Here is a 19,147-nt window from a genome sequence, read left to right on the forward strand (position 1 = left end):
ACCTACCTTTATTATCGGTACTCACAGCGCGCGGAATAAGACCCGCTTCGGCCAAAAAAAGAGACGGCTCCACAGACCGTCCAAAGGACTGTCCATAGAACCGTCTTACGGTGTTCAGAGGGGCGCGGCTCCGGGCGAAGCCGTCCAGACCCGCGTCTCGCCGCTCTTCATTCGGTAGCTGCCGTCCGCTTCCGGCTGCGCTCCGCCGGCTTCGGCCAGCTCTTCCCCTCCGCCGCAGCGCAGCCGGAGCTGGCCGTCCCGGCCGGCCGTAATCCTCACGGACCGGATGGTTCCTTCCGCCCATTCCATATCGACCGTGTAGCCGCCGCGCGCGCGGAGACCCTGCACGCGGCCCGACGCCCAGGATTCCGGGAGCGCAGGCAGCAGATGAAGCTCGCCGAGATGGCTCTGCAGCAGCATTTCGGCGATGCCCGCCGCCGCCCCGAAGTTGCCGTCGATCTGGAACGGCGGATGTGCATCGAACAGATTCGGGTAGACCGACCGGGTCAGGAGCGTGCGGACGAAGCGGTAAGCGCCCTCCCCGTCGCCCAGCCGGGCGTGAAGGTTGATCAGCCAGGCGCAGCTCCAGCCGGTATGGCCGCCCCCGCTGGCAATCCGGTACTCCAGCGACCTCCGGGCCGCTTCCATCAGTTCAGGCGTATCCCGGGCATTGATGAGATCGCCCGGATACAAGCCGTACAGATGGGAGACATGCCGGTGGCCGGGCTCGGCTTCGGAGAACAGCTGCGACCATTCCAGCAGCCGCCCGTCTTCGCCGATGCGCAGCGGAGCCAGCCGGTCCGCCGCCGCCTTCAGCTCTTCCCGGAACTCTGCGTCGATTCCAAGTCTTTCGGCTGCTTCCATGCAGTTCTCCAGCAGTTCCCGGATCAGCGTCATGTCCATCGCCGATCCGGCCGAGATCGAGCAGCTGACCCCGTCCGCGGTCAGGAAGCGGTTCTCGGGCGAGGTCGAAGGATTGGTGACGAGGAAGCCGTCCGGCGCTTCCACCAGCCAATCCAGACAGAAGAGCGCGGCTCCCTTCATCAGCGGGTAGGCCGTCTCCCGGAGGAACGGCTCCGAAGGGTGAAAAGCATCATGCTCCCACAGATGCCGGCACAGCCAGACGCCGCCCATCGGCCAGAAGGCCCAGCTGGCGTCCCCGCCGGTCGGGGACGTCATCCGCCACAGATCCATATTGTGATGGGCGACCCAGCCGCGCGCTCCGTAGTGGATCGCGGCCGTCCGCGCTCCCGTCCGGCTCGCTTCGGCGATAAGGTCGAACAGCGGCTCATGGCATTCGGCCAGATTGCACACCTCGGCCGGCCAGTAATTCATCTGGGTATTGATGTTGGTCGTATAATCGCTGTTCCACGGCGGCTGCACATGGGGATTCCAGATGCCCTGCAGATTCGCCGCCTGGGTTCCCGGCCGCGAACTGGCCATGAGCAGATAGCGGCCGTACTGGAACAGCAGCGCTTCCAGCGCCGGGTCTGCGCCTCCTTCCCGATAGGCCGCCAGACGCCGGTCTGTCGGAATATCGTCCCGTCCGGTTCCGCCGAGATCGAGGTCCACCCGCCGGAACAGGGCCTGATGCTCCCCGGCATGCCGGCTGCGCAGCTCTGGGTAGGAGCGCCTTCCCGCCCGAAGAACGCGCTCGGCCGCTCCCGGCAGCCGGGCGCTCGGGCGGGCTCCCTCCGAATCTGCCGGGAGATGCGCGGCCCGCCGCCGGAGTTCTTCATAATTCGTCTCGGCCGCAAGCAGCAGCGTGAAGCTGTCCGCATTCCGAATCGTCAGGACGCCATCCCTGGAGACGACGCTGCCGCCCTGGGCGACAGCATGAATATGAAGCGCAAAGGTCATGCCGAGGTTCTCTTCGTACAGTACCGAGAGCGGATGGTCGCCGAAATAGTTGTCGGCGATGTTCGAGGGCGCGCGTCCCTTCATGACCAGCCCGGCTTCCGGCAAGGAAGCCGTCTCATAGCGGAGAGGGCTGTCTGCCGTCACCCGGGCGTTCAGGCTTCCAGCCCTCCCTTCCACCCGCACTACGCACACTCCGTCGGGGACGCTAACGAACGCTTCCCGAAGGACCGGATGGCCTCCGGCCTCCGCCTCGACCCGGGCGATGCCGCTGTCCAGATCGAGGAGACGCTTGTAGGCGCGGCCTTCCCGCCCGCCTTCCAGCTCCAGATGCAGATTGCCGAGCGGCATATACGCCTGGCAGTTCACGCCCAGCATCCGCGCATTGACCCATTCCTGCGCTTCCGCATACTTGCCGGCAAATACCAGCTCGCGCGCTTTGCCCAGATGGCGGACGGCCTCATAATTGTTCGTGTCCCGGGGGAACCCCGACCACAGCGTATCCTCATTGAGCTGCACCAGCTCGCGCGCCCCGCCGCCGAACAGCATCGCTCCGAAGCTGCCGTTCCCGAGCGGCAGCGCCTCTTCCCAGACCGATGCCGGCTTGTCATACAGCAGTCTCCAGTTCCTGCCTTCCGGCTTCTCCGCATTCCCGTTCATGATCCCCATCCCTTCTCCCTTTGCCGGCGGCTGACGCCCCCGGAATGCGCAAAGACCCTGACGCAAGGTCGGGGTCTTTGCAGTTATCCTTCATTCGGCCAAGCGGCTGTTGCCTTACAGGGTCTTGCCTGTGAACAGCTCGACTCTCTTCTTCACGAGCTCCGTATACTGGGCTTCCATATCCTTGGCGCCGGCTTTGTCCAGCTCCTGCAGGAAGCCGTCGTATACTTTGTCAAAGTCAGTCGTCTTGGAGAGAACGGCTTCCGGGATCCGCTTGCGGACGATGTCCTGCGTCTTCTGGTAGATCACCTGATAGTCGCCGTCTGTCGGAACCGCCATGTTGTACAGCGCGCCCCATGCCTTCGGTTCGAAATCCGATTCCTGCGGGAACAGGTCTTTCCAGGTAGTCGCTTTATAAGCAGCCAGCGATTTCTTCTCGGCTTCCGAGTAGCTTGCCGTAATCTGCTCAGGGAAGTTCGTGGTGTAGTAGTTGCCTGTCGAATCCTTCACGCCGTCGCCGTAGTGCGGAGCAAACGCCGTGTAGAGGCCGATGCCGGTTTCTTTGGCAAAGTTGGAGTTGTCATTGACCTTCTTATCCAGCACGTCGGCCGGAATCGTGCGTTTGCCGTTGGCGTCAACCGTGTAGTGTTTGCCTTCAACGCCCCAGTTCAGCAGAACCTGGCCTTCTTCCGAAGCGAGCCAATCCAGGAACTGAATGGCGCGAACCGGGTCCTTGCAGTTCTTGCTGATGCTGATGCCGTAGCCGTCCACCCCTACGCTCTGGAAGGAGTGATCTTTATACTCGGAAGACATCGTCACCGGGAAGTGGGCATAGGTGTATTGATCCTTGCCGGCCGATTTCAGCGCGTTCTCGGCTTCCTGGTACTCCCATTCCTGCGAAATCAGGCCCAGTACGCGGCCGCTGGCGATCTTGGCTTTGTATTGGTCATCCTTCTGCACGAAGGTGTCTTTGTCGAGCAGGCCTTCATTGTAGAGCTTGTTGAGCCAGCGGAAGTATTCTTTCTCTTCCGGACGCTTGTAGTGCAGCTGGGCTTCATACGTCTCCGGATTGACATAGTATTCGCCGTCGTCCGGCGCTCCGGTTGTGATAAAGGCCGGGTTGGTTACCGTAATCATGATCTTCCAGTCATCGGCGTTCAGCGTCAGCGGAATGGTCGGCTGGCCGTCGGTCTCCGGATGCTTGGCTACATAATCCTTCAGCGCTTTCTCGTAGTCTGCTACCGTCTTAATCTCCGGATAGCCGAGTTCTTCCAGCACGCGGTGCTGAAGCTCGAAGCCGCCGCCGGCGTCAAAGGCTACGCCGTCCACGCCTACGTTCGTCGGAATGGAGTAGATGGCCTGGTCGTCATTGCTGTACTTCAGACGGTTCATGTTGTCGCCGAAGATCTTCTTGATGTTCGGCGCATGCTTATCGATCAGATCGGTCAGATCCAGCAGCTCGCCGGCATCGACCAGATATTTGATTTCACTTTTGCCGAACAGAATGTCCGGAACTTCGCCGCTGGCGGCCATCAGCTGAATACGGCTCTGTCCGCCGCCGCTGCCTACGTCATATTCGGCGTTGATCGTAACGCCGGTCTTCTCGGTGATGACTTTGCCCACGTCGTCCTTCATCCCGTTCCAGTTCGGACTGGCGTCTGCCCCGAAGAACGAGAACGTGATTGGCGATGTATCCATCTTCTCTGCGCCTGCAGAGGCGCCCGCGGAAGCAGCGGCCCCGCTGTTGGTGGCCTTGCTGCTCTCTTTGTTATTGTTGTTGTTGTTTCCGTCGCCGCAGCCGGCGATCATGATAGAACTGGCGAGCGTCAGCATAAAGACGGAACGGATGCTTTTGCTTTTCATGGTTCGATCCCCCTTGATAATGTTAAATCTGGTTCATCTATGCATGGATCAGGCAGTGCCTGGCTATGCCGATACTTGGGTAACGCTTACAACACCAACTGTAAAAAAGGGTTGAAGGCAAGAAATCATTTTATAATTTTTCCGGTTGTTAGCAGAGATTCAGGGAGCCCGGCTGGCTTGCCGGACTTCCCTTTCCCCCTTGAATACTGGCTGTTCCTAGGCTTTGACCGCCCCGAGCGTCATGCCGCCTACGAAGTACTTCTGCAGGAACGGATAGACGAGGAGAATCGGTACGGTAACCACGATGGTAATGGCCATCTTGATGGATTCCGGCGAGATATTCGCCATCTGCTTCGCCATGTCGTTCACATTGCTTACTGCGCCGGCGCCGCCCTGGTTGGTGGTAGCCAGCACTTTCATCAGCTCGTACTGCAGCGTCGTCAATTGAGGCTTGCTGCCGTTGTAGAGATAGGTGGAGAACCATTCGTTCCACTGGCCGACGGCCAGGAACAAGGCGATCGTCGCAAGAACCGGCTTACAGAGCGGCATGATGATTTTGTAGTAGATCTTGAAGTCGTTCGCTCCGTCCAGCTTCGCGGATTCCTGCAGGGCGTATGGCAGTCCGTCCATGAAGGAACGGATGACGAATACGTTGAAGGCGGATACGGCGCCCGGGAGAATGTAGACCCAGAACGTGCCGATCAGATCGAGCTGTCTCATCAGGATGTACATCGGAACCAGACCGCCCGAGACGTACATCGTCAAGGCCAGGAAGGTAGACAGCGCCTTGCGGGCCCGGAATTCCTGGCGGCTGAGCGTGAAGGCCAGCATCGAGGCACTGATAAGACCGATGATTGTGCCCGCCAGGGTGCGCAGAACCGAGATTTTGAAACCTTGGATCAGACCTTTATAGGCAAAGATGCGCTCGTAGTTCTCCAGTGTCCATTCCCGGGGCCAGATGTAGATGCCGCCTCTTACCGTATCGACCGATTCGTTCAGCGAAATAGCCAGCACGTTCAGGAAGGGATACAAAGTTACGATCATGATGATTGCGAGAAAGACGTAGAGGAAGATGTCGAAGAGGCGTTCTCCCTTGGTCATGTTAAAAGCCTTGGTGTTCATCTTTGGTCCCCCCTTACATGATGCTTTCTTTCGTGAATTTCTTCATCAAGCCGTTGGCGCTTAGCAGCAGAATGATGCTGACCACGGAGGTGAACATGCTGATTGCGGTGCCGTATGAGAAGTGTCCGATCTGTATGCCGTATTTAAGCGCGTACAAATCCAGGACTTCCGAATAATCGGTAACCAGGTTGTTGCTGAGCTGGAACTGCTTCTCGAAGCCGATGCCGACCAAATGGCCGATCGACATAATCAGCAGGACCATTACGGTAGAGCGGATACCCGGAAGCGTGATATGGAACATTTGCTTGAACCGGCCTGCGCCGTCGACGCGGGAGGCTTCATACAGTTCCTTGTCGATGCCTGTAATCGCTGCCAAGTAGATGATGGCGTTCCAACCGGTTTCTTTCCACAGGTCCGAGGCGGTTACAATGCCCCAGAAGTATTTCCCTTCCGCCATGAACTGAATCGGCTTGTCGATGATATTCGTCCACAAGAGGAGCTGATTGATAATGCCGCCGTCGATCGAGAGCATCTTGGTGACGATCCCCGCAACCACGACCCAGGATACAAAGTGAGGCAGATACGATACGGTCTGAACCGTGCGCTTGAACTTGTTGCCTCGGAGTTCGTTCAGCATAACGGCGAATATAATGGGAACGATGAAGCCGAATACCAGGCCGAGTCCGCTCATGACGAGCGTATTGCGGAGTACCAGATAGAAACGGTCATCCTGGAACAGCCTGGTGAAGTTATCGAATCCTACCCACTTTTGTTCGCTGAATGACTTGGCCGGTTTGTAATTCTGGAAAGCCATCGTCCAGCCCCACAGCGGTACATAACTGAAGATAAACACCCAAATTACGAATGGAATTGACATCATATACAGATACTTCTGCTGAACAATGCTTTTCCACAATCCATTCGACCGCTTCTTGCGCGGGGTAGAGGAGTTTACGCTTTCATTGGCCGATACACTTGGCTCGGTTAGCGCTTCCACTTTCTACATCCCCCTTCGTTGTTATGCCTTAATGATAACGAAAAGGATGCGCTTTCAGTACCCGGCAGATTGCACGTAAAATCATATAGAAATTTGACATTGATCCAGAGGCCGGGCCCTGTTACTGAATCGGTTCGGCCACTCTCGGAATGCTGAATTCGATTGTGGTGCCCTCTCCTTCCCTGCTGTCGATATGCAGTCCGCTGCCCTCCCCGTAGTACAACACAAGCCGCTGATGGACGTTGCGGAGTCCGATCCGGTTCTTGGACTCTTCCTCCGGCCGGCCGATAACGCTGCGGATCTCCTCCAGACGCGCCTCCGTCATCCCCGCTCCGTCGTCGCTGACCCGAATATCGATATATTCGTCCCGGCACAGAATGCACACCTTGACCTGAACCGTGCCTTCCTTGTTCTCAAGCCCATGGATGACCGAATTCTCCACCAGCGGCTGGACAATCAGCGGCGGAATGAGAGTAGCCATGCAGTCCGGGTCGACATTCAGCGTGTACGCCAGACGGTCTTCGTAACGGAATTTCTGAATTTCCAGGTAGGAGCGGACCATCTCGATCTCATCCTTGATCGGAGCCATATCACGGCCGACCTCAAGGTTCTTGCGCATCAGCTTGCCGAGCAGCCGGACGGTGTTGGCAATTTCCTTCTCGCCTTTGATATGGGCGTTCATCCGGATCGACTCCAGCGCATTGAACAGGAAGTGCGGGTTGATCTGGCTGGCCATCATCTTGAACTTGATTTCCTTCTGGGCCAGCTCCAGCTTGTTATTCCGCTCATTGGTCTCGACCACCCGTTCGATCAGCTGATTGATGCTCCCGACCATGTAGTTGAACTGCCGGCTGAGCTGGCCGATCTCGTCGTTGCCGTCGATATTGGACAGCACGCTGAAATTGCCGAGCGCAACCTGATTCAGCTGGCGGCTGAGCCGGAGCAGCCGCTTCGTCATGAGGAACGAAATGGCGTTCACCATGCCCAGCGCAACGACCAGAACGCCGAGAATGATGCCCAGACCGAGCGCGCTGACGCGATTGGCATCGCGGACAATATCCTCGGTGGCGAACACCGAGATAATTTTCAGCTTGCTGATGCTGTAGAGGGGCATAAGTTCATCGACAATCACATAGGAATTCACGCCCTTGACGGTTGTCTTGATGACCTTGCGCGTATCGTTCGACAGATCGACTCCGATGTCCAGCGAATCCAGCGTCCGGCCGACCTGCTCCTGGCTCTTGGCGGCGGCGATATAGCCCTGCTGATCCGCAACCAGCGTCTCAAAGGGCTCCTGATACAGCATGCGGGCCAATACATCGGGCTTCATCTGAATCATCAATATCCCGGTCCGCTTATACTCCTGGTAGTTCACCTGACGAATCAGACTCAGCTTGTTGATCGATCCGGTCGAGCTGGAGCTGTAGATGTCCTTGTCGGGGATGTACAGCCAGTACGTCCCTTTGTTCTTCAACACCGAGTTGTACCAGATGCTGGACCTGATCTCGTCGTTGATTGGAGCGATGGACATATTGTCGACCAGCGTCGGATTGTCAATAAAGAAGCGGATATTCGAGATTTCCTGATACTGAAGAACGTAATTGTCAAAAACCTCGTAGGCGTGGTAGGCCTTCGTGAGCTGCAGCGGACTCTCGTACCTGGTATTGACCAGCTCGCTTAGGTTCGAATCAAAGACGAGCAGACTGGAGATGTTCGTCGGCACCGTCAGCATGGAGGACATCTGGCTCTTGATCTTGGCTACGTTGTTGGTCGCCTGGTCAATGGCTCGGCTCAGCGCCTCCCTGCGGTAGTAGCTGGTCAGACTGATGCCGACCACAAGCACGGGGAGCATGACGAACACACAGTAGAACAGAATCAGCTTGTTCTTCATCTTCATATCATTGATGGCGCGAATCAGCTTTTTGATGATACCCACCCCTTCGCCGGGCTCGTGCCCGAGGTCCTATACTATCATAATACCCGATAAAAAAACACAAGCAGAGCGTCTCCGTCCGCGGGGCGGAGACGCTCTGCTTGCTTGGTTACCGCGGCCTTCGGCCGGTGCGCCGCTTGGACGTCAGAGCGCAAGGGCAAGCGGTCCGCCTGCCTTTGCACTGGTGTGCCGCCTAGCATTCCTTGCGGTAGGCTGTCGGCGACATGCCGACATATTTCCTGAATTTGGCATTAAAATAATCCGGGTTGACGTAGCCTACCCGCTCCGCCACTTCATACACTTTCATGCCCTGCGCCAGGAACTGCTTGGCGTTCTCGATCCGCACCTTGTCCAGATACGTATTGAAATGCTCACCGGTGTAGTTCTTGAACATCTTGCCGAGATAGGCGCTGTTGTAATTGAACATATCGGCCAGCGTGCCAAGCTTGAGATTCTCGCTATAGCGGCGCTGAATCAGATCCAGAATCCGCTTGAGCTCGTCTCCCCTTCCGGCGGTCAGCCCTTCCGCAACCCGCTCCAGGTAGGCAATCAGCCGTTCGCGGAACTCGCTCAGGTAATCGGCGGTATACGCTTGGCTCAGCGCCGGTTGGTTCTCCTCGATCATCGGGCGGGACTCCGGATAGGCGCTCTCCAGCCGCGCCGAAATGCCGCTGACAATCCGCATCAGCTGGTCCTTGACGGACCGTTCCTCCTGCTTGTCTGCGGCCAGCCGGCCAAGCAGGGACGTTACCGTGTCTTCAATGGTTCCGGCGCTGCCGCTCTCAACGGCCAGCAGCAGCCGGTGCTCCTCATCCCGGAGAGAAGCCTCTCCCGGTTGAACGGGAGGCAGCGGCCAGGAGGAAGAATCTCCGCTTAAGAGCTCGCCCTTCGCGCCGAAGAACCGGACACCCAGCAACTCGCGAGCTGCGGCGCAGGAACGAACGGACAGCCCGGCGCCGGATACCGCTCCGCCCGCAGCCGCGAAGAACTCCAGATTCTCCTTGAGCATGATTCGCTCCAGCTCTCCCCACAGCGCAGCCCGGGCCTCCTGATCCTGGAGCGGTTCCGTCAGAAGCAGACCGAGATAAGGCGGATAGACGAAGAACAAGCCGCGTTCGGGGTCGGACCAGCGCCGCTGCAGCGCCTGTCTGGCCCGCTCCTCCCGTTCTTGGCGTTCTTCCTCCTTCTTCAAGGGCCGCTTCAGCTCGATCAGGACCACCTCGGTCTCGCGGCCGGCTACGCCGAGCAGCACAGCCGCCTCATCGGCGGCTTCGCGGCTTCCTCCCGGCTGAAGGAGCTGATACAGCAGCGTGTCCCGGTCAGGTCCGCTCTGCTCTCTCAGGAGCGCTTCGTTCTGAATCGTCTCCCGAAGCTTGTTCAGATAATCGATCAGTTCGTCTTCATCCACCGGCTTCAGCAGGTAGCCGTCGGCCCTGTGCGTGATGGCCTGCTTCGCATATTCGAAGTCAGCATGGCCGCTCAGAATCAGCACATGGCACTCTTCTCCTCCCTGCCTCAGCTCGCTCAGCATCCGCAGGCCGTCCATTCCGGGCATGCGGATATCGGCGATGATCAACTCTGGAGCAAAAAGCTGATATTGTTTAAGCCCCTCGATGCCGCTGCCTGCAGTAGCCACCACCGTATAGCCCAGTTCCTCCCAGGGAATGAGCAGGCGCAGCCCCTCCCTCAGCTTGGGCTCATCATCCACGATCAGCACTTTTATCATAGGATTACCCCTTCGTCGCTGGTCCGGCGGGTGATGCCGGGCTCTGTTAGTTGCGGAATTCAGCGAGCCGGCGGTTGAGTTCCTGTGTCTGTCCGTATACTTCGCGGTACAGCGCATAGATCTTCTCATAGCGCTCCGCCTGCTCCGGGTTCGGCTCGTAGCGGCCGGCTGTCCGGATGAAGGCGGCCGCGCAGTCGCCGAGAGAGTCGAACCATCCGGCGCCGTAAGCTGCCAGCATGGCCGCTCCCAAGGCAGGTCCCTGCTCGCTCTCCAGCCTTATTATTGTAGCATTGAATATATCGGCTTGCATCTGGAGCCAGTCCGCATTCTTCGCTCCGCCCCCGATCGAGACGATCTCGGTAACCGCCTTGCCGGAACTCCGCACGATATCCACCGACTCCCGCAGGGAGAAGGTAATTCCCTCCAGCACCGACCGGGCAAAATGCTTCAGCGTGTGGCCCGAATCCATGCCGATGAAGCTGCCCCGGATGTCGGAGTCCGCATGAGGCGTGCGTTCGCCGACAATATAAGGCGTGAACAGCAGACCGCCGCTTCCCGCCGGAATCCGGTCAATTCCCGCAAGCAGCCCGTCGAAGCTCTCCGCTGCGGCAAACGTCTCCTTGAACCAGGTCAGGCTGTAGCCTGCCGCCAGGGTCACGCCCATGATGTAATAGCCGTCTTTCTCGGCATGGTTGAAGAAATGGGCGCGGCCCCCAAGGTTCAGCGTCTTGTCGCTCTCGTAGGACAGAACGACTCCCGAGGTCCCGATGCTGCACATCGTCTTGCCCTCGCCGAGAATCCCCGCTCCCAGCGCGCCGCAGGCGTTGTCCGCACCGCCCGCGAACACCTTGGTGCCCGGCTCAAGTCCGGCCGCTTCGGCGATCTCGGGCAGCAGGCCGCCCGTCTGGCCGAAGGATTCGGTAAGCGGCGGGCAGAGCGACAGCGGCAGGCTGAAGGCATCGGCAATCTCCGCGCTCCAGCTTTTGGAGGCGGCGTCCAGCAGCAGCGTTCCTGCCGCATCCGAATATTCCGCGCCGTATTCGCCGGTCAGGCGGTAGCGCACATAATCCTTCGGGAGCAGGAACAGCTTCGCCTGATCCAGCAGTTCAGGCTCATTCTCCTGTACCCAGAGCAGCTTCGGCAGCGTGAAGCCTTCCAGCGCCTTGTTCCGGGCAATGTCAATCAGCTTGGCGCCGAGCGTGCTCTCAATTCGCCGGCACTGCGCCGTGGTGCGCGTATCATTCCACAGAATCGCCGGGCGAAGCGGCTTGCCTTCCGCATCCACTAGCACGAGTCCGTGCATCTGCCCCGAGAAGCTGATTCCGTCGATCTCGGCGGGCCGGACGCCGGTCTTCTCGACCAGCCGGTTCAGCGAGACAAGCGTTCCCTTCACCCAATCTTCCGGGTCCTGCTCGCTGTAGCCCGGCTTGGGGCGCATCAGCGGGTAGCTCTCCGAATGTTCGCCTGCCACATGGCCTTCGCGGTCTACAAGCACCGATTTCACGGCACTGGTTCCCAGGTCGATCCCGATTACATAACTCATGAACGTACCTCCTGTATTTGGCTTGAATCTTCCTCTGATAATGGTCCGCTCCCCGGCCGTTCTCCGCGGCGCGCCGAATGTCAAAAAGCCGGGAGGGAGACGGTTCATCCGCCTCGCCGCCCGGCTTCACGCGAGCCTTCTATTCCGCCAGAATGTATTGGTTCAGGACAGCCTTCAGCATTTCCTGACGCCCGGATTCGTTCTTGCGCGGGTTCTCGTTGTTCAGGGCATATTCGGCCAGGGAAGCCAGCGTGGCCTTGCCTGCGACGACGTCCGCTCCAATGCCTTCCTTGAAGGAGCTGTAGCGTTTGGCGATGAAGTCCTCGAATACGCGGTCTTCAATCAGCTTGGCAGCTACTTTCAGCCCCTTGGCGTACGTGTCCATACCGGCGATGTGGGCCAGGAAGAGATCCTCCGGCTCGAACGATTGGCGGCGGACCTTCGCATCGAAGTTGATGCCGCCCTTGCCGAGACCGCCGTTCATCAGCACTTCATACAGAGTCAGCGTGGCGTCATAGATGTTCAGCGGGAATTCATCCGTATCCCAGCCGAGCTGCGGATCGCCCTGGTTCGCGTCGAGCGAGCCCAGCATGCCGTTCAGACGGGCAACGCGCAGTTCATGTTCGAATGTGTGGCCGGCCAGTGTCGCATGGTTCGCTTCCAGGTTGAGCTTGAAGACCTTGTCCAGCTCGTACTTCTGCAGGAACGAGATGCAGGTAGCGGCATCGAAGTCGTACTGGTGCTTGGTAGGCTCTTTCGGCTTCGGCTCGATCAGGAACTGGCCTTCAAAGCCGATTTCCTTCGCGTAGTCGTTGGCCATATGGAACAGGCGGGCAATGTTGTCCAGCTCCAGTCCCATGTCGGTGTTCAGCAGGGTTTCGTAGCCTTCGCGGCCGCCCCAGAACACGTAATTCTCTGCGCCCAGACGCTTGCCGACTTCCAGACCCTTCTTGATCTGGGCTGCGGCATGGGCGTATACATCGGCGTTGCACGTCGAACCTGCGCCGTGCATGTAGCGCGGATTCGTGAACATGTTGGCCGTATTCCAGAGCAGCTTCTTGCCCGAAGTCTTCATTCCGGCTTCCAGCAGATCCACAATGGTGTCAATATTGGCGTAGAATTCGCGCAGCGAGCTGCCTTCCGGAGCGATGTCTACATCATGGAAGCAGTAGAACGGCAGCGCCATCTTGTCCATGAATTCAAAAGCCGCTTCAACGCGGGCTTTCGCTTTATCCATACCGCTGTATTTATCCCATCCGCGAATGGCGGTTTCTGCGCCGAACGGGTCCGATCCGCCGGCTGTCAGGGTGTGCCAATAAGCCATCGAGAAGCGCATATGCTCTTCCATCGTCTTGCCGGCTACCACTTCTTCGGGGTTGTAAAATTTGAATGCGTAAGGGTTGGTGGAACGGCTGCCTTCATACTTGATCTTGCCGACCGTTTCAAAGTATGCCATTTGGTAAAATCCTCCCTGGTCTTCATAATGGAGCGCCTGCATCAGCAAGCGTTTGCAAAATCATCATAGCATATGGATTTGACTTTGTATATTGGTTAAACTAAGTTTAGTCAAAAAATTTTATTCCCCCGGAACCGGACGGGACTTGGGTGTGAAATCTGTTGCATTTTGCCGGAGACCGTCCTAGACTTAGGGGCAGCAACTGGCCGACGCGGCCTGTAACCAACGATACGATACGAAATGGGGCATCTCTCTGTGAACGTCACCGGCGATCAGGCACTCGTCAAAAAAATCAATAAATCGCTTGTCCTCCGCACGATTCGCGGCGCATCTCCCCTCTCCCGGACCCGGGTCTCCCAGCTCACGGGACTGAATAAGGCCACGGTCTCCAACCTGGTCGCCGAGCTGTGCGAGGATAAGCTGGTCATCGAAGCCGGACCCGGCGAATCCAGCGGCGGGCGCAAGCCGCTGATGCTGCATTTCAACGAAGGCGCAGGCTGTGTGATCGGCATGGAACTGCGGGTTAAGGAAGTGGCCGGCGTGCTGTGCGACTTCGGCGGCCATATTCTGCAGGAGCGCGAGGCGGCCCTCCCCTCCCACCGGCCGGAAGAGGTGCTGGAGACGCTGATCGCGCTGGGCCGGGAACTGACCGGCCTCGCTCCGGCGACGCCCCATGGATTGGTCGGAATCGGCATCGGCGTCCCGGGCATGGTGGACGAGGACGGACTGATTCTGCTTGCGCCCAACCTGGGCTGGGAGAGCGTGGATCTCAAGAGCGGACTGGAGCGGGCCTTCGGCGTTCCGGTCACAATCGACAATGAAGCGAACGCCGGCGCGCAGGGCGAGCTGAATTACGGCGAGGCGCGCGGCGTCCGCCATCTGCTCTATATCAGCGCCGGCTCGGGGATCGGTTCGGGCATCATTATCGGCGGCGAACTGTACAAGGGAGCCCGCGGCTATGCCGGCGAGACCGGTCATATGACCATCGAGGCCCAGGGCCGGTCTTGCAGCTGCGGCAACCGCGGCTGCTGGGAGCTGTACGCGTCGGAGAAGACTTACGACGACGCCGACCTGCCCGCCCGTACGACCGGCGGGCTGACCCGGCTGGCGGCGGCCGGCGATGCAGTCGCGGCCGGACATTTTGCCCGAATCGGTGAATATCTCGGCATCGGCATCACCAACCTCATCAACAGCTTCAACCCCGAGCTGATCGTCATCGGCGGCCCGCTCTCCGAAGCCCGGGAATGGCTCGGCGAACCGCTGCGCCGGGTCGTCTCCGAACGCACCCTGCCCTATCACAAACGCGAACTGACCATCGCCTTCTCGAAGCTCGGATCGCGCGGAACGATGATCGGAGCGGGCATCGCCGCCCTGCTGGCCTATCTCGGCGAAGTCCGGGTACGGGTGTAGGGGAAGCACCGTGGAGACTCTGATCTTCTGGAACCATGTCGGCAGGGAACACGGCGGACTGGAATACGCCCCCGATATCCGGAAGAACCCGCCGGATGTCATTGCGCAGGCTCTGGCGCTCAAAGAGCGCCGCTGCCGGGACAATGCCGCTTCCACCCGCTATATCCGCTATGACGATGTCACCCTGCTGGAGCTGCCGGCATCGCCGGCCGACCGGCCTTTTCTTATCGTGTACCGCCTGGACCTTGGCCTCCAATACTCGCTGCACTACAAGACCCGGTACCCCTGGTGGTTAATCGACATTGTTGACATCCAGGAGATTCGGCCGAATGTCTTCTGCGTGCATGACCTGTTCATCGACGTCGCCCTAAATCCGGACGGCAGCTATCAGGTACTGGATCTGGATGAATACCGAACCGCTATCCGCCTGGGCGTGCTTGGCCCCGAACAAGTAGATGGCAGCCTGAAGTCGCTGCATCTCATTCTGTCCGACCTCCATTCCGGACACTTCCCGAATGAATGGCTGAACCAGCTTCAGCAGACCTTTTTTGAATAACGCTGGATAACAAAGAACAGGCCTATCTTGGCGGGTACGGAGCCTGCCTTGGTGGCCTGTTCAACTTGAAGCATGGATGTCTCACCACTGAAATAAAGATGTTCTTATACGGGTACTAGATGGGTTCACCCGGCACTGGGTAGCCCCACCACCAAGAATGTCTTCAGCTTTGTATCTTTTCTAAAAAATCTTCATAAACTTTTTTTGTCGCATCCCCCAAATTAGGGATGAGCTGATAAATCCTTTGTTGAATTGAAGGGTTTTTTAATATCAATTTTTTACCTTCAGTACTGGTAAAACTTCTTAATGCATCAATACATAATTCGAATAACTCTTCATCATCAGTGCCAAGCAATCTTAAAAGCACATTCAATTCATTCATGCTAGATTCATTATGCAAACCGTATGCTAATTTTCTTTGCCACTCTATTGGCTTATTTAACATGCAGTTTGATAATTTTTCCCAATCCGGTGGAGTGAATTGCAATAACATCTCCTGGGCAATTGAAAAACCTTCATCATACCAATAATCATCTGTGAAATAGCCTGATAGATAGTCATCAAATTCTGTAAACATTAAAGACCTCCTTTGGGTCAGATTTCAAGTAAAGGTGCTGCCATTAACAGTTCCTCTATGAAGAGTCGCTCCATCCGAAGCACGAACTCCAACCGATGCTGTGTCACCAATGTCTTTTATACCACTAACAATTTGCGAATCACTCCAAGTATCTGGAAATAGAGTGCTCGTTTTAATGTTGGATAAGTTGCCATCAGGGAATTGAGTAGTAAATTTAACTTTTCTTGTTCCATCTGCATCTCTGGACTAATTACTGAAGAACGAGAATTACCCGCGCCCTCAACTCCCGCCTCTATCTTCCGAACCCAATCAGCCTCCGCCTCGCTCACCGGGATTCGGATGCCTTCGGGCGTAGTGAGTACAGCGCCCGGTTTAGGCAAAAGCTCTCGGGCCTTTTGGGCTAATGTCCCGGCCGTCTCCAGCGTGGCATTTAGCGCCTCTTTTCCAAGCGCTCCTGCTCCCTTTGTGAGTACAGCGTCCACAGCTAACTCTCCGGCCTTTTCCCCAAGCACTCTCGCCCGATCTTCCGGGCTCATCTGCTTAACGGCAGTATAGGCTTGCTGTGTCATCTGATAGGCATTCGTTGCGGTTTCCTTTGTTCTGCCTGATCGCTTGTCCCACTTTTCAGTCCGCAAATAAAAGATAACAAAAATCAGGTCAATCATGGTGGTATCTGACCATAATCGACCTGTTCAATAGAGCATAATAGCATTATTTGGGGTAGAAGTGTAAAGCGTTGCCGTGCGTACAATTAAAATGACGAAATCCTTATACGGGTATTTCATGGGTTATATGTGTAATTGGTTGAATGATTGAGTCATTCGGCACTAGGTAGCCCCCAACGAAAAAACTTTGAAAGGCACGAAGCCTATCAAGGCTGACCTACTATATCTTTTCAATCGAAATTGAAGTGCAAAGTATTTCTGCGTTAAGAGGGGGCATTAAGATTTTGCAACTTAGCAAACTATGACCCTCACTTTGAACATCTGTTACTTCGATATCTTGAAGAAAATAAGGAATTTGTGGTCTAGTCAACTCTCTTAAAGGTTTTATCCTATCATCAGCACTTGTAACAAAGGAAAAACTAGAACACCCAATAAAGGACAACTTGACGTTAAACTCTTTGTCCTCAAACACAAGGGTTATTTCATCACCAAAAAAACTTGAATCAAACTTTAATACTCTAGCATCCCAGTAGTGCATTGCCTCAATTTCGGATAGAATTTTTTCAGCTTTCACACTAATCACCTCACTTTTTATATGGGATATGAGCATCAGGGCTTTTTCTGTCAACAACATTCAGGTTTACATCAATTGGATTACCACTCTCATCAAACAAATGAACATGGTCATACTTTGTAACCTTATCAGGTGGGTCAATTTTCATTCGGACGTTCCCATTAGCATCTCTAATGTGAACGAAACCATTGTTCTCAGTATACTTCCAATCCTTCGGCAAGCTATCTAAGATTTCTTGCTCAACTCCCCCCTCTATCTTCTGAACCCAATCAGCCTCCGTTTCGCTTACCGGGATTCGGATGCCTTCAGGCGTAGTCAGTACAGCGCCCGGTTTAGGCAAAAGCTCTCCGGCCTTTTGGGCTAATGTCCCGGCCGTCTCCAGCGTGGCATTTAGCGCCTCTTTTCCAAGGGCGCCTGCTCCCTTTGTGAGTAGCGCGTCCACAGCTAGTTCTCCGGCCTTTTCCCCAAGGACTCTCGCCCGTTCTTCCGGGCTCATCTGCTTCAAGGCCGTATAGGCTTGCTGTGTCATCTGATAGGCATTCGTCGCGGTTTCCTTTGTTCTGCCTGATCGCTTGCCTCACTATTCAGTCCGCAACGGGTATTACATGGGTTATATTGAGTTATGGGTTGAATGATGAATTCATTAGGCACTGGGTAGCCCCACCAAAAAAGAAACCTTGAAAGGCATAAAGCCAATCAAGGAAATAAAGCTTTAAAGATTAATCTTGTTTCCGACCTTATATTTATTGCTTAATTTTCTCTCAATGGAAATGACGATTTCGTTAACTAAACGTAGAAAATCCTCTCTATCTTGTTCCTGAGCAAATCCCTTAAATTCAAAATTCACTTCATTATCCTCAAACAAGCTATCATACGTTTCTTGAATTTCATCTAACGCTTTAGCAATGAAGGAATCATTCTCAAGTTCAATAGCAATATTATTGTCAACCAACTCACCAACTTCATCGTAAATCCACATTGGATAGCACTGATACTCTAAGTATAGTTTTATTTTTTTCATATTCCCTCCTATTTTATCGACACTGAATTTGCACCTACAATAAATCCATTGTTGCCTGTAGTTATTGCAACCCTTTGCGTCTGTCCATTGAAGCTGACCTCGTAAATTGGTCTGCCAGTTCCCTTGCCTTGATATCCCACAATTTTCCCATCACTTACTGCCTTCAAGCCTCTACGTGCGTACAAATGACGAAATCTTTATACGAGTATCATAAAGGTTAAGATTGTAGTTGAATATACGATGGGGCATTCGGCACTGGCTAGCCCCCACAAAAAAAGAACCTTGAACGGCACGAAGCCAATCAAGGTCAAATTCTATTACCAGTTCCCTTTATCAAAGTCCTCATTATCAATCTCTTTGATGTACACCGAAATCCATAATACAGTATTTTCAACAGGGTCAGTCTCAATATAAATCCCTTTAGGACTACAATATACTTCTTCAAAATCATCGTATTCAAAACTAGGCTCTATTTCCAAAACCTCGTCAATAGACATACCAATATGAATCACATCAAATAACTTTCCAGTATAGTTCTTTAATGCGGTGATTTTGAACAACTTCCCATTGAATAAATTAAACCACAAACAAACTTCATCTTTAATTTCATATCTCACTAGTGATTTTCCTAATAGAGCATCAGCATCATTGAGATTATTAATATGTCATAAAATTCTCTAATATGGCTGTAAAGTTTCACTCCACCCATTCCCTCCCACGGGACAATAGGGGCATTCAACAACACCATAGTTAATTACCTCCTGTGAAGATTATTGTTGCTGTTGCTGTTGCTTTTCCATCTGTCTTATAGGCACTTTCAGCACCATCAACTACCTTTACGATACCTTGGTCATTCGTACTAATTTTTACATACGGGCTTCCTCCGTGTCTCCCACCTCCGGGCGATACTTGAACTTGAGTAATATTTCTATCTCCGCCAGTATTATTTATCTTGATTGGATCGTCTACACTTAATTGGACAGAAAAAATAAGGGCTTGTAGAATAAACCTATGAAGCAAAGGAGCGGATCTCTACAATGCCTAAGCAAGAACGACGCACGTTTACAACCGAATTCAAAAAACAAATGGTCCAACTCTACGAGAACGGGAAATCCAGAGCAGCCATTGTGGAGGAATATGACCTCACGGCTTCTGCTTTAGACCGCTGGATCAAGCAAGCCAGGAAC

Annotated in this window: 18 protein-coding genes; 3 read left to right on the forward strand and 15 right to left on the reverse strand. The window is 55.2% G+C overall.

Annotation, left to right across the window (positions count from 1 at the left end):
- Positions 1 to 114: 114 nt before the first annotated feature.
- From RBI05_RS17980 to xylA, 8 genes are all read right to left on the reverse strand, one after another.
- Positions 115 to 2,517, reverse strand: a complete 2,403-nt coding sequence (locus RBI05_RS17980) for a glycoside hydrolase family 95 protein (RefSeq protein WP_310552046.1) — start codon at positions 2,515 to 2,517, stop codon at positions 115 to 117.
- Between the two features lie 114 nt (positions 2,518 to 2,631).
- Positions 2,632 to 4,380, reverse strand: a complete 1,749-nt coding sequence (locus RBI05_RS17985; protein ID WP_310552047.1) for an ABC transporter substrate-binding protein — start codon at positions 4,378 to 4,380, stop codon at positions 2,632 to 2,634.
- A 216-nt stretch (positions 4,381 to 4,596) separates the two neighbouring features.
- Complete coding sequence (locus RBI05_RS17990) at positions 4,597 to 5,502, reverse strand: carbohydrate ABC transporter permease (RefSeq protein WP_310552048.1); 906 nt, start codon at positions 5,500 to 5,502, stop codon at positions 4,597 to 4,599.
- A gap of 13 nt (positions 5,503 to 5,515) precedes the next feature.
- Positions 5,516 to 6,418 carry an ABC transporter permease gene (locus RBI05_RS17995; RefSeq protein WP_223879895.1) on the reverse strand — a complete coding sequence of 301 codons (903 nt, stop codon included), beginning with the start codon at positions 6,416 to 6,418 and terminating at the stop codon, positions 5,516 to 5,518.
- A gap of 202 nt (positions 6,419 to 6,620) precedes the next feature.
- A complete protein-coding gene (locus RBI05_RS18000; protein WP_310552049.1) occupies positions 6,621 to 8,435 on the reverse strand; it encodes a sensor histidine kinase in 1,815 nt (604 codons plus the stop codon).
- A 190-nt stretch (positions 8,436 to 8,625) separates the two neighbouring features.
- Positions 8,626 to 10,158, reverse strand: coding sequence for a response regulator transcription factor (locus tag RBI05_RS18005; RefSeq protein WP_310552050.1), 1,533 nt, complete (start codon positions 10,156 to 10,158; stop codon positions 8,626 to 8,628).
- Between the two features lie 46 nt (positions 10,159 to 10,204).
- On the reverse strand, positions 10,205 to 11,701 hold the full coding sequence (xylB, locus tag RBI05_RS18010; protein ID WP_310552051.1) for a xylulokinase: 1,497 nt from the start codon (positions 11,699 to 11,701) through the stop codon (positions 10,205 to 10,207).
- A gap of 139 nt (positions 11,702 to 11,840) precedes the next feature.
- Positions 11,841 to 13,157: a xylose isomerase gene (xylA, locus tag RBI05_RS18015; RefSeq protein WP_310552052.1), complete on the reverse strand. Its 1,317-nt coding sequence runs from the start codon at positions 13,155 to 13,157 to the stop codon at positions 11,841 to 11,843.
- Positions 13,158 to 13,412: 255 nt separating this feature from the next.
- Here xylA and RBI05_RS18020 point away from each other — a divergent pair, with 255 nt between their 5' ends.
- Positions 13,413 to 14,567, forward strand: coding sequence for an ROK family transcriptional regulator (locus tag RBI05_RS18020; RefSeq protein WP_191089579.1), 1,155 nt, complete (start codon positions 13,413 to 13,415; stop codon positions 14,565 to 14,567).
- Between the two features lie 10 nt (positions 14,568 to 14,577).
- Positions 14,578 to 15,123, forward strand: coding sequence for a DUF402 domain-containing protein (locus RBI05_RS18025; RefSeq protein WP_310552053.1), 546 nt, complete (start codon positions 14,578 to 14,580; stop codon positions 15,121 to 15,123).
- A 163-nt stretch (positions 15,124 to 15,286) separates the two neighbouring features.
- On the opposite strand, the gene RBI05_RS18030 is transcribed toward RBI05_RS18025, so the two are convergent.
- From RBI05_RS18030 to RBI05_RS18060, 7 genes are all read right to left on the reverse strand, one after another.
- Positions 15,287 to 15,700: a hypothetical protein gene (locus RBI05_RS18030; protein WP_310552054.1), complete on the reverse strand. Its 414-nt coding sequence runs from the start codon at positions 15,698 to 15,700 to the stop codon at positions 15,287 to 15,289.
- Between the two features lie 24 nt (positions 15,701 to 15,724).
- Positions 15,725 to 15,877: an EndoU domain-containing protein gene (locus RBI05_RS18035; RefSeq protein WP_310552060.1), complete on the reverse strand. Its 153-nt coding sequence runs from the start codon at positions 15,875 to 15,877 to the stop codon at positions 15,725 to 15,727.
- Positions 15,817 to 16,365: a hypothetical protein gene (locus RBI05_RS18040; protein ID WP_310552055.1), complete on the reverse strand. Its 549-nt coding sequence runs from the start codon at positions 16,363 to 16,365 to the stop codon at positions 15,817 to 15,819. The genes RBI05_RS18035 and RBI05_RS18040 overlap by 61 nt, the downstream gene beginning before the upstream one ends.
- Before the next feature lie 220 nt (positions 16,366 to 16,585).
- Positions 16,586 to 16,939 carry a hypothetical protein gene (locus RBI05_RS18045; protein ID WP_310552056.1) on the reverse strand — a complete coding sequence of 118 codons (354 nt, stop codon included), beginning with the start codon at positions 16,937 to 16,939 and terminating at the stop codon, positions 16,586 to 16,588.
- Between the two features lie 10 nt (positions 16,940 to 16,949).
- A complete protein-coding gene (locus RBI05_RS18050) occupies positions 16,950 to 17,468 on the reverse strand; it encodes a hypothetical protein (RefSeq protein WP_310552057.1) in 519 nt (172 codons plus the stop codon).
- 183 nt (positions 17,469 to 17,651) lie between these two features.
- On the reverse strand, positions 17,652 to 17,960 hold the full coding sequence (locus tag RBI05_RS18055) for a hypothetical protein (protein ID WP_310552058.1): 309 nt from the start codon (positions 17,958 to 17,960) through the stop codon (positions 17,652 to 17,654).
- Between the two features lie 317 nt (positions 17,961 to 18,277).
- Positions 18,278 to 18,577 (reverse strand): hypothetical protein, encoded by a 300-nt coding sequence (locus RBI05_RS18060; protein WP_310552059.1) that lies wholly within the window; start codon positions 18,575 to 18,577, stop codon positions 18,278 to 18,280.
- Positions 18,578 to 18,997: 420 nt separating this feature from the next.
- Here RBI05_RS18060 and RBI05_RS18065 point away from each other — a divergent pair.
- On the forward strand, positions 18,998 to 19,147 hold a 150-nt coding region (locus RBI05_RS18065), incomplete at its 3' end, for a transposase (RefSeq protein ID WP_310552061.1).

The organism is Paenibacillus glufosinatiresistens (assembly GCF_031470375.1).
GTDB classification, from domain to species: domain Bacteria; phylum Bacillota; class Bacilli; order Paenibacillales; family Paenibacillaceae; genus Paenibacillus_AQ; species Paenibacillus_AQ glufosinatiresistens.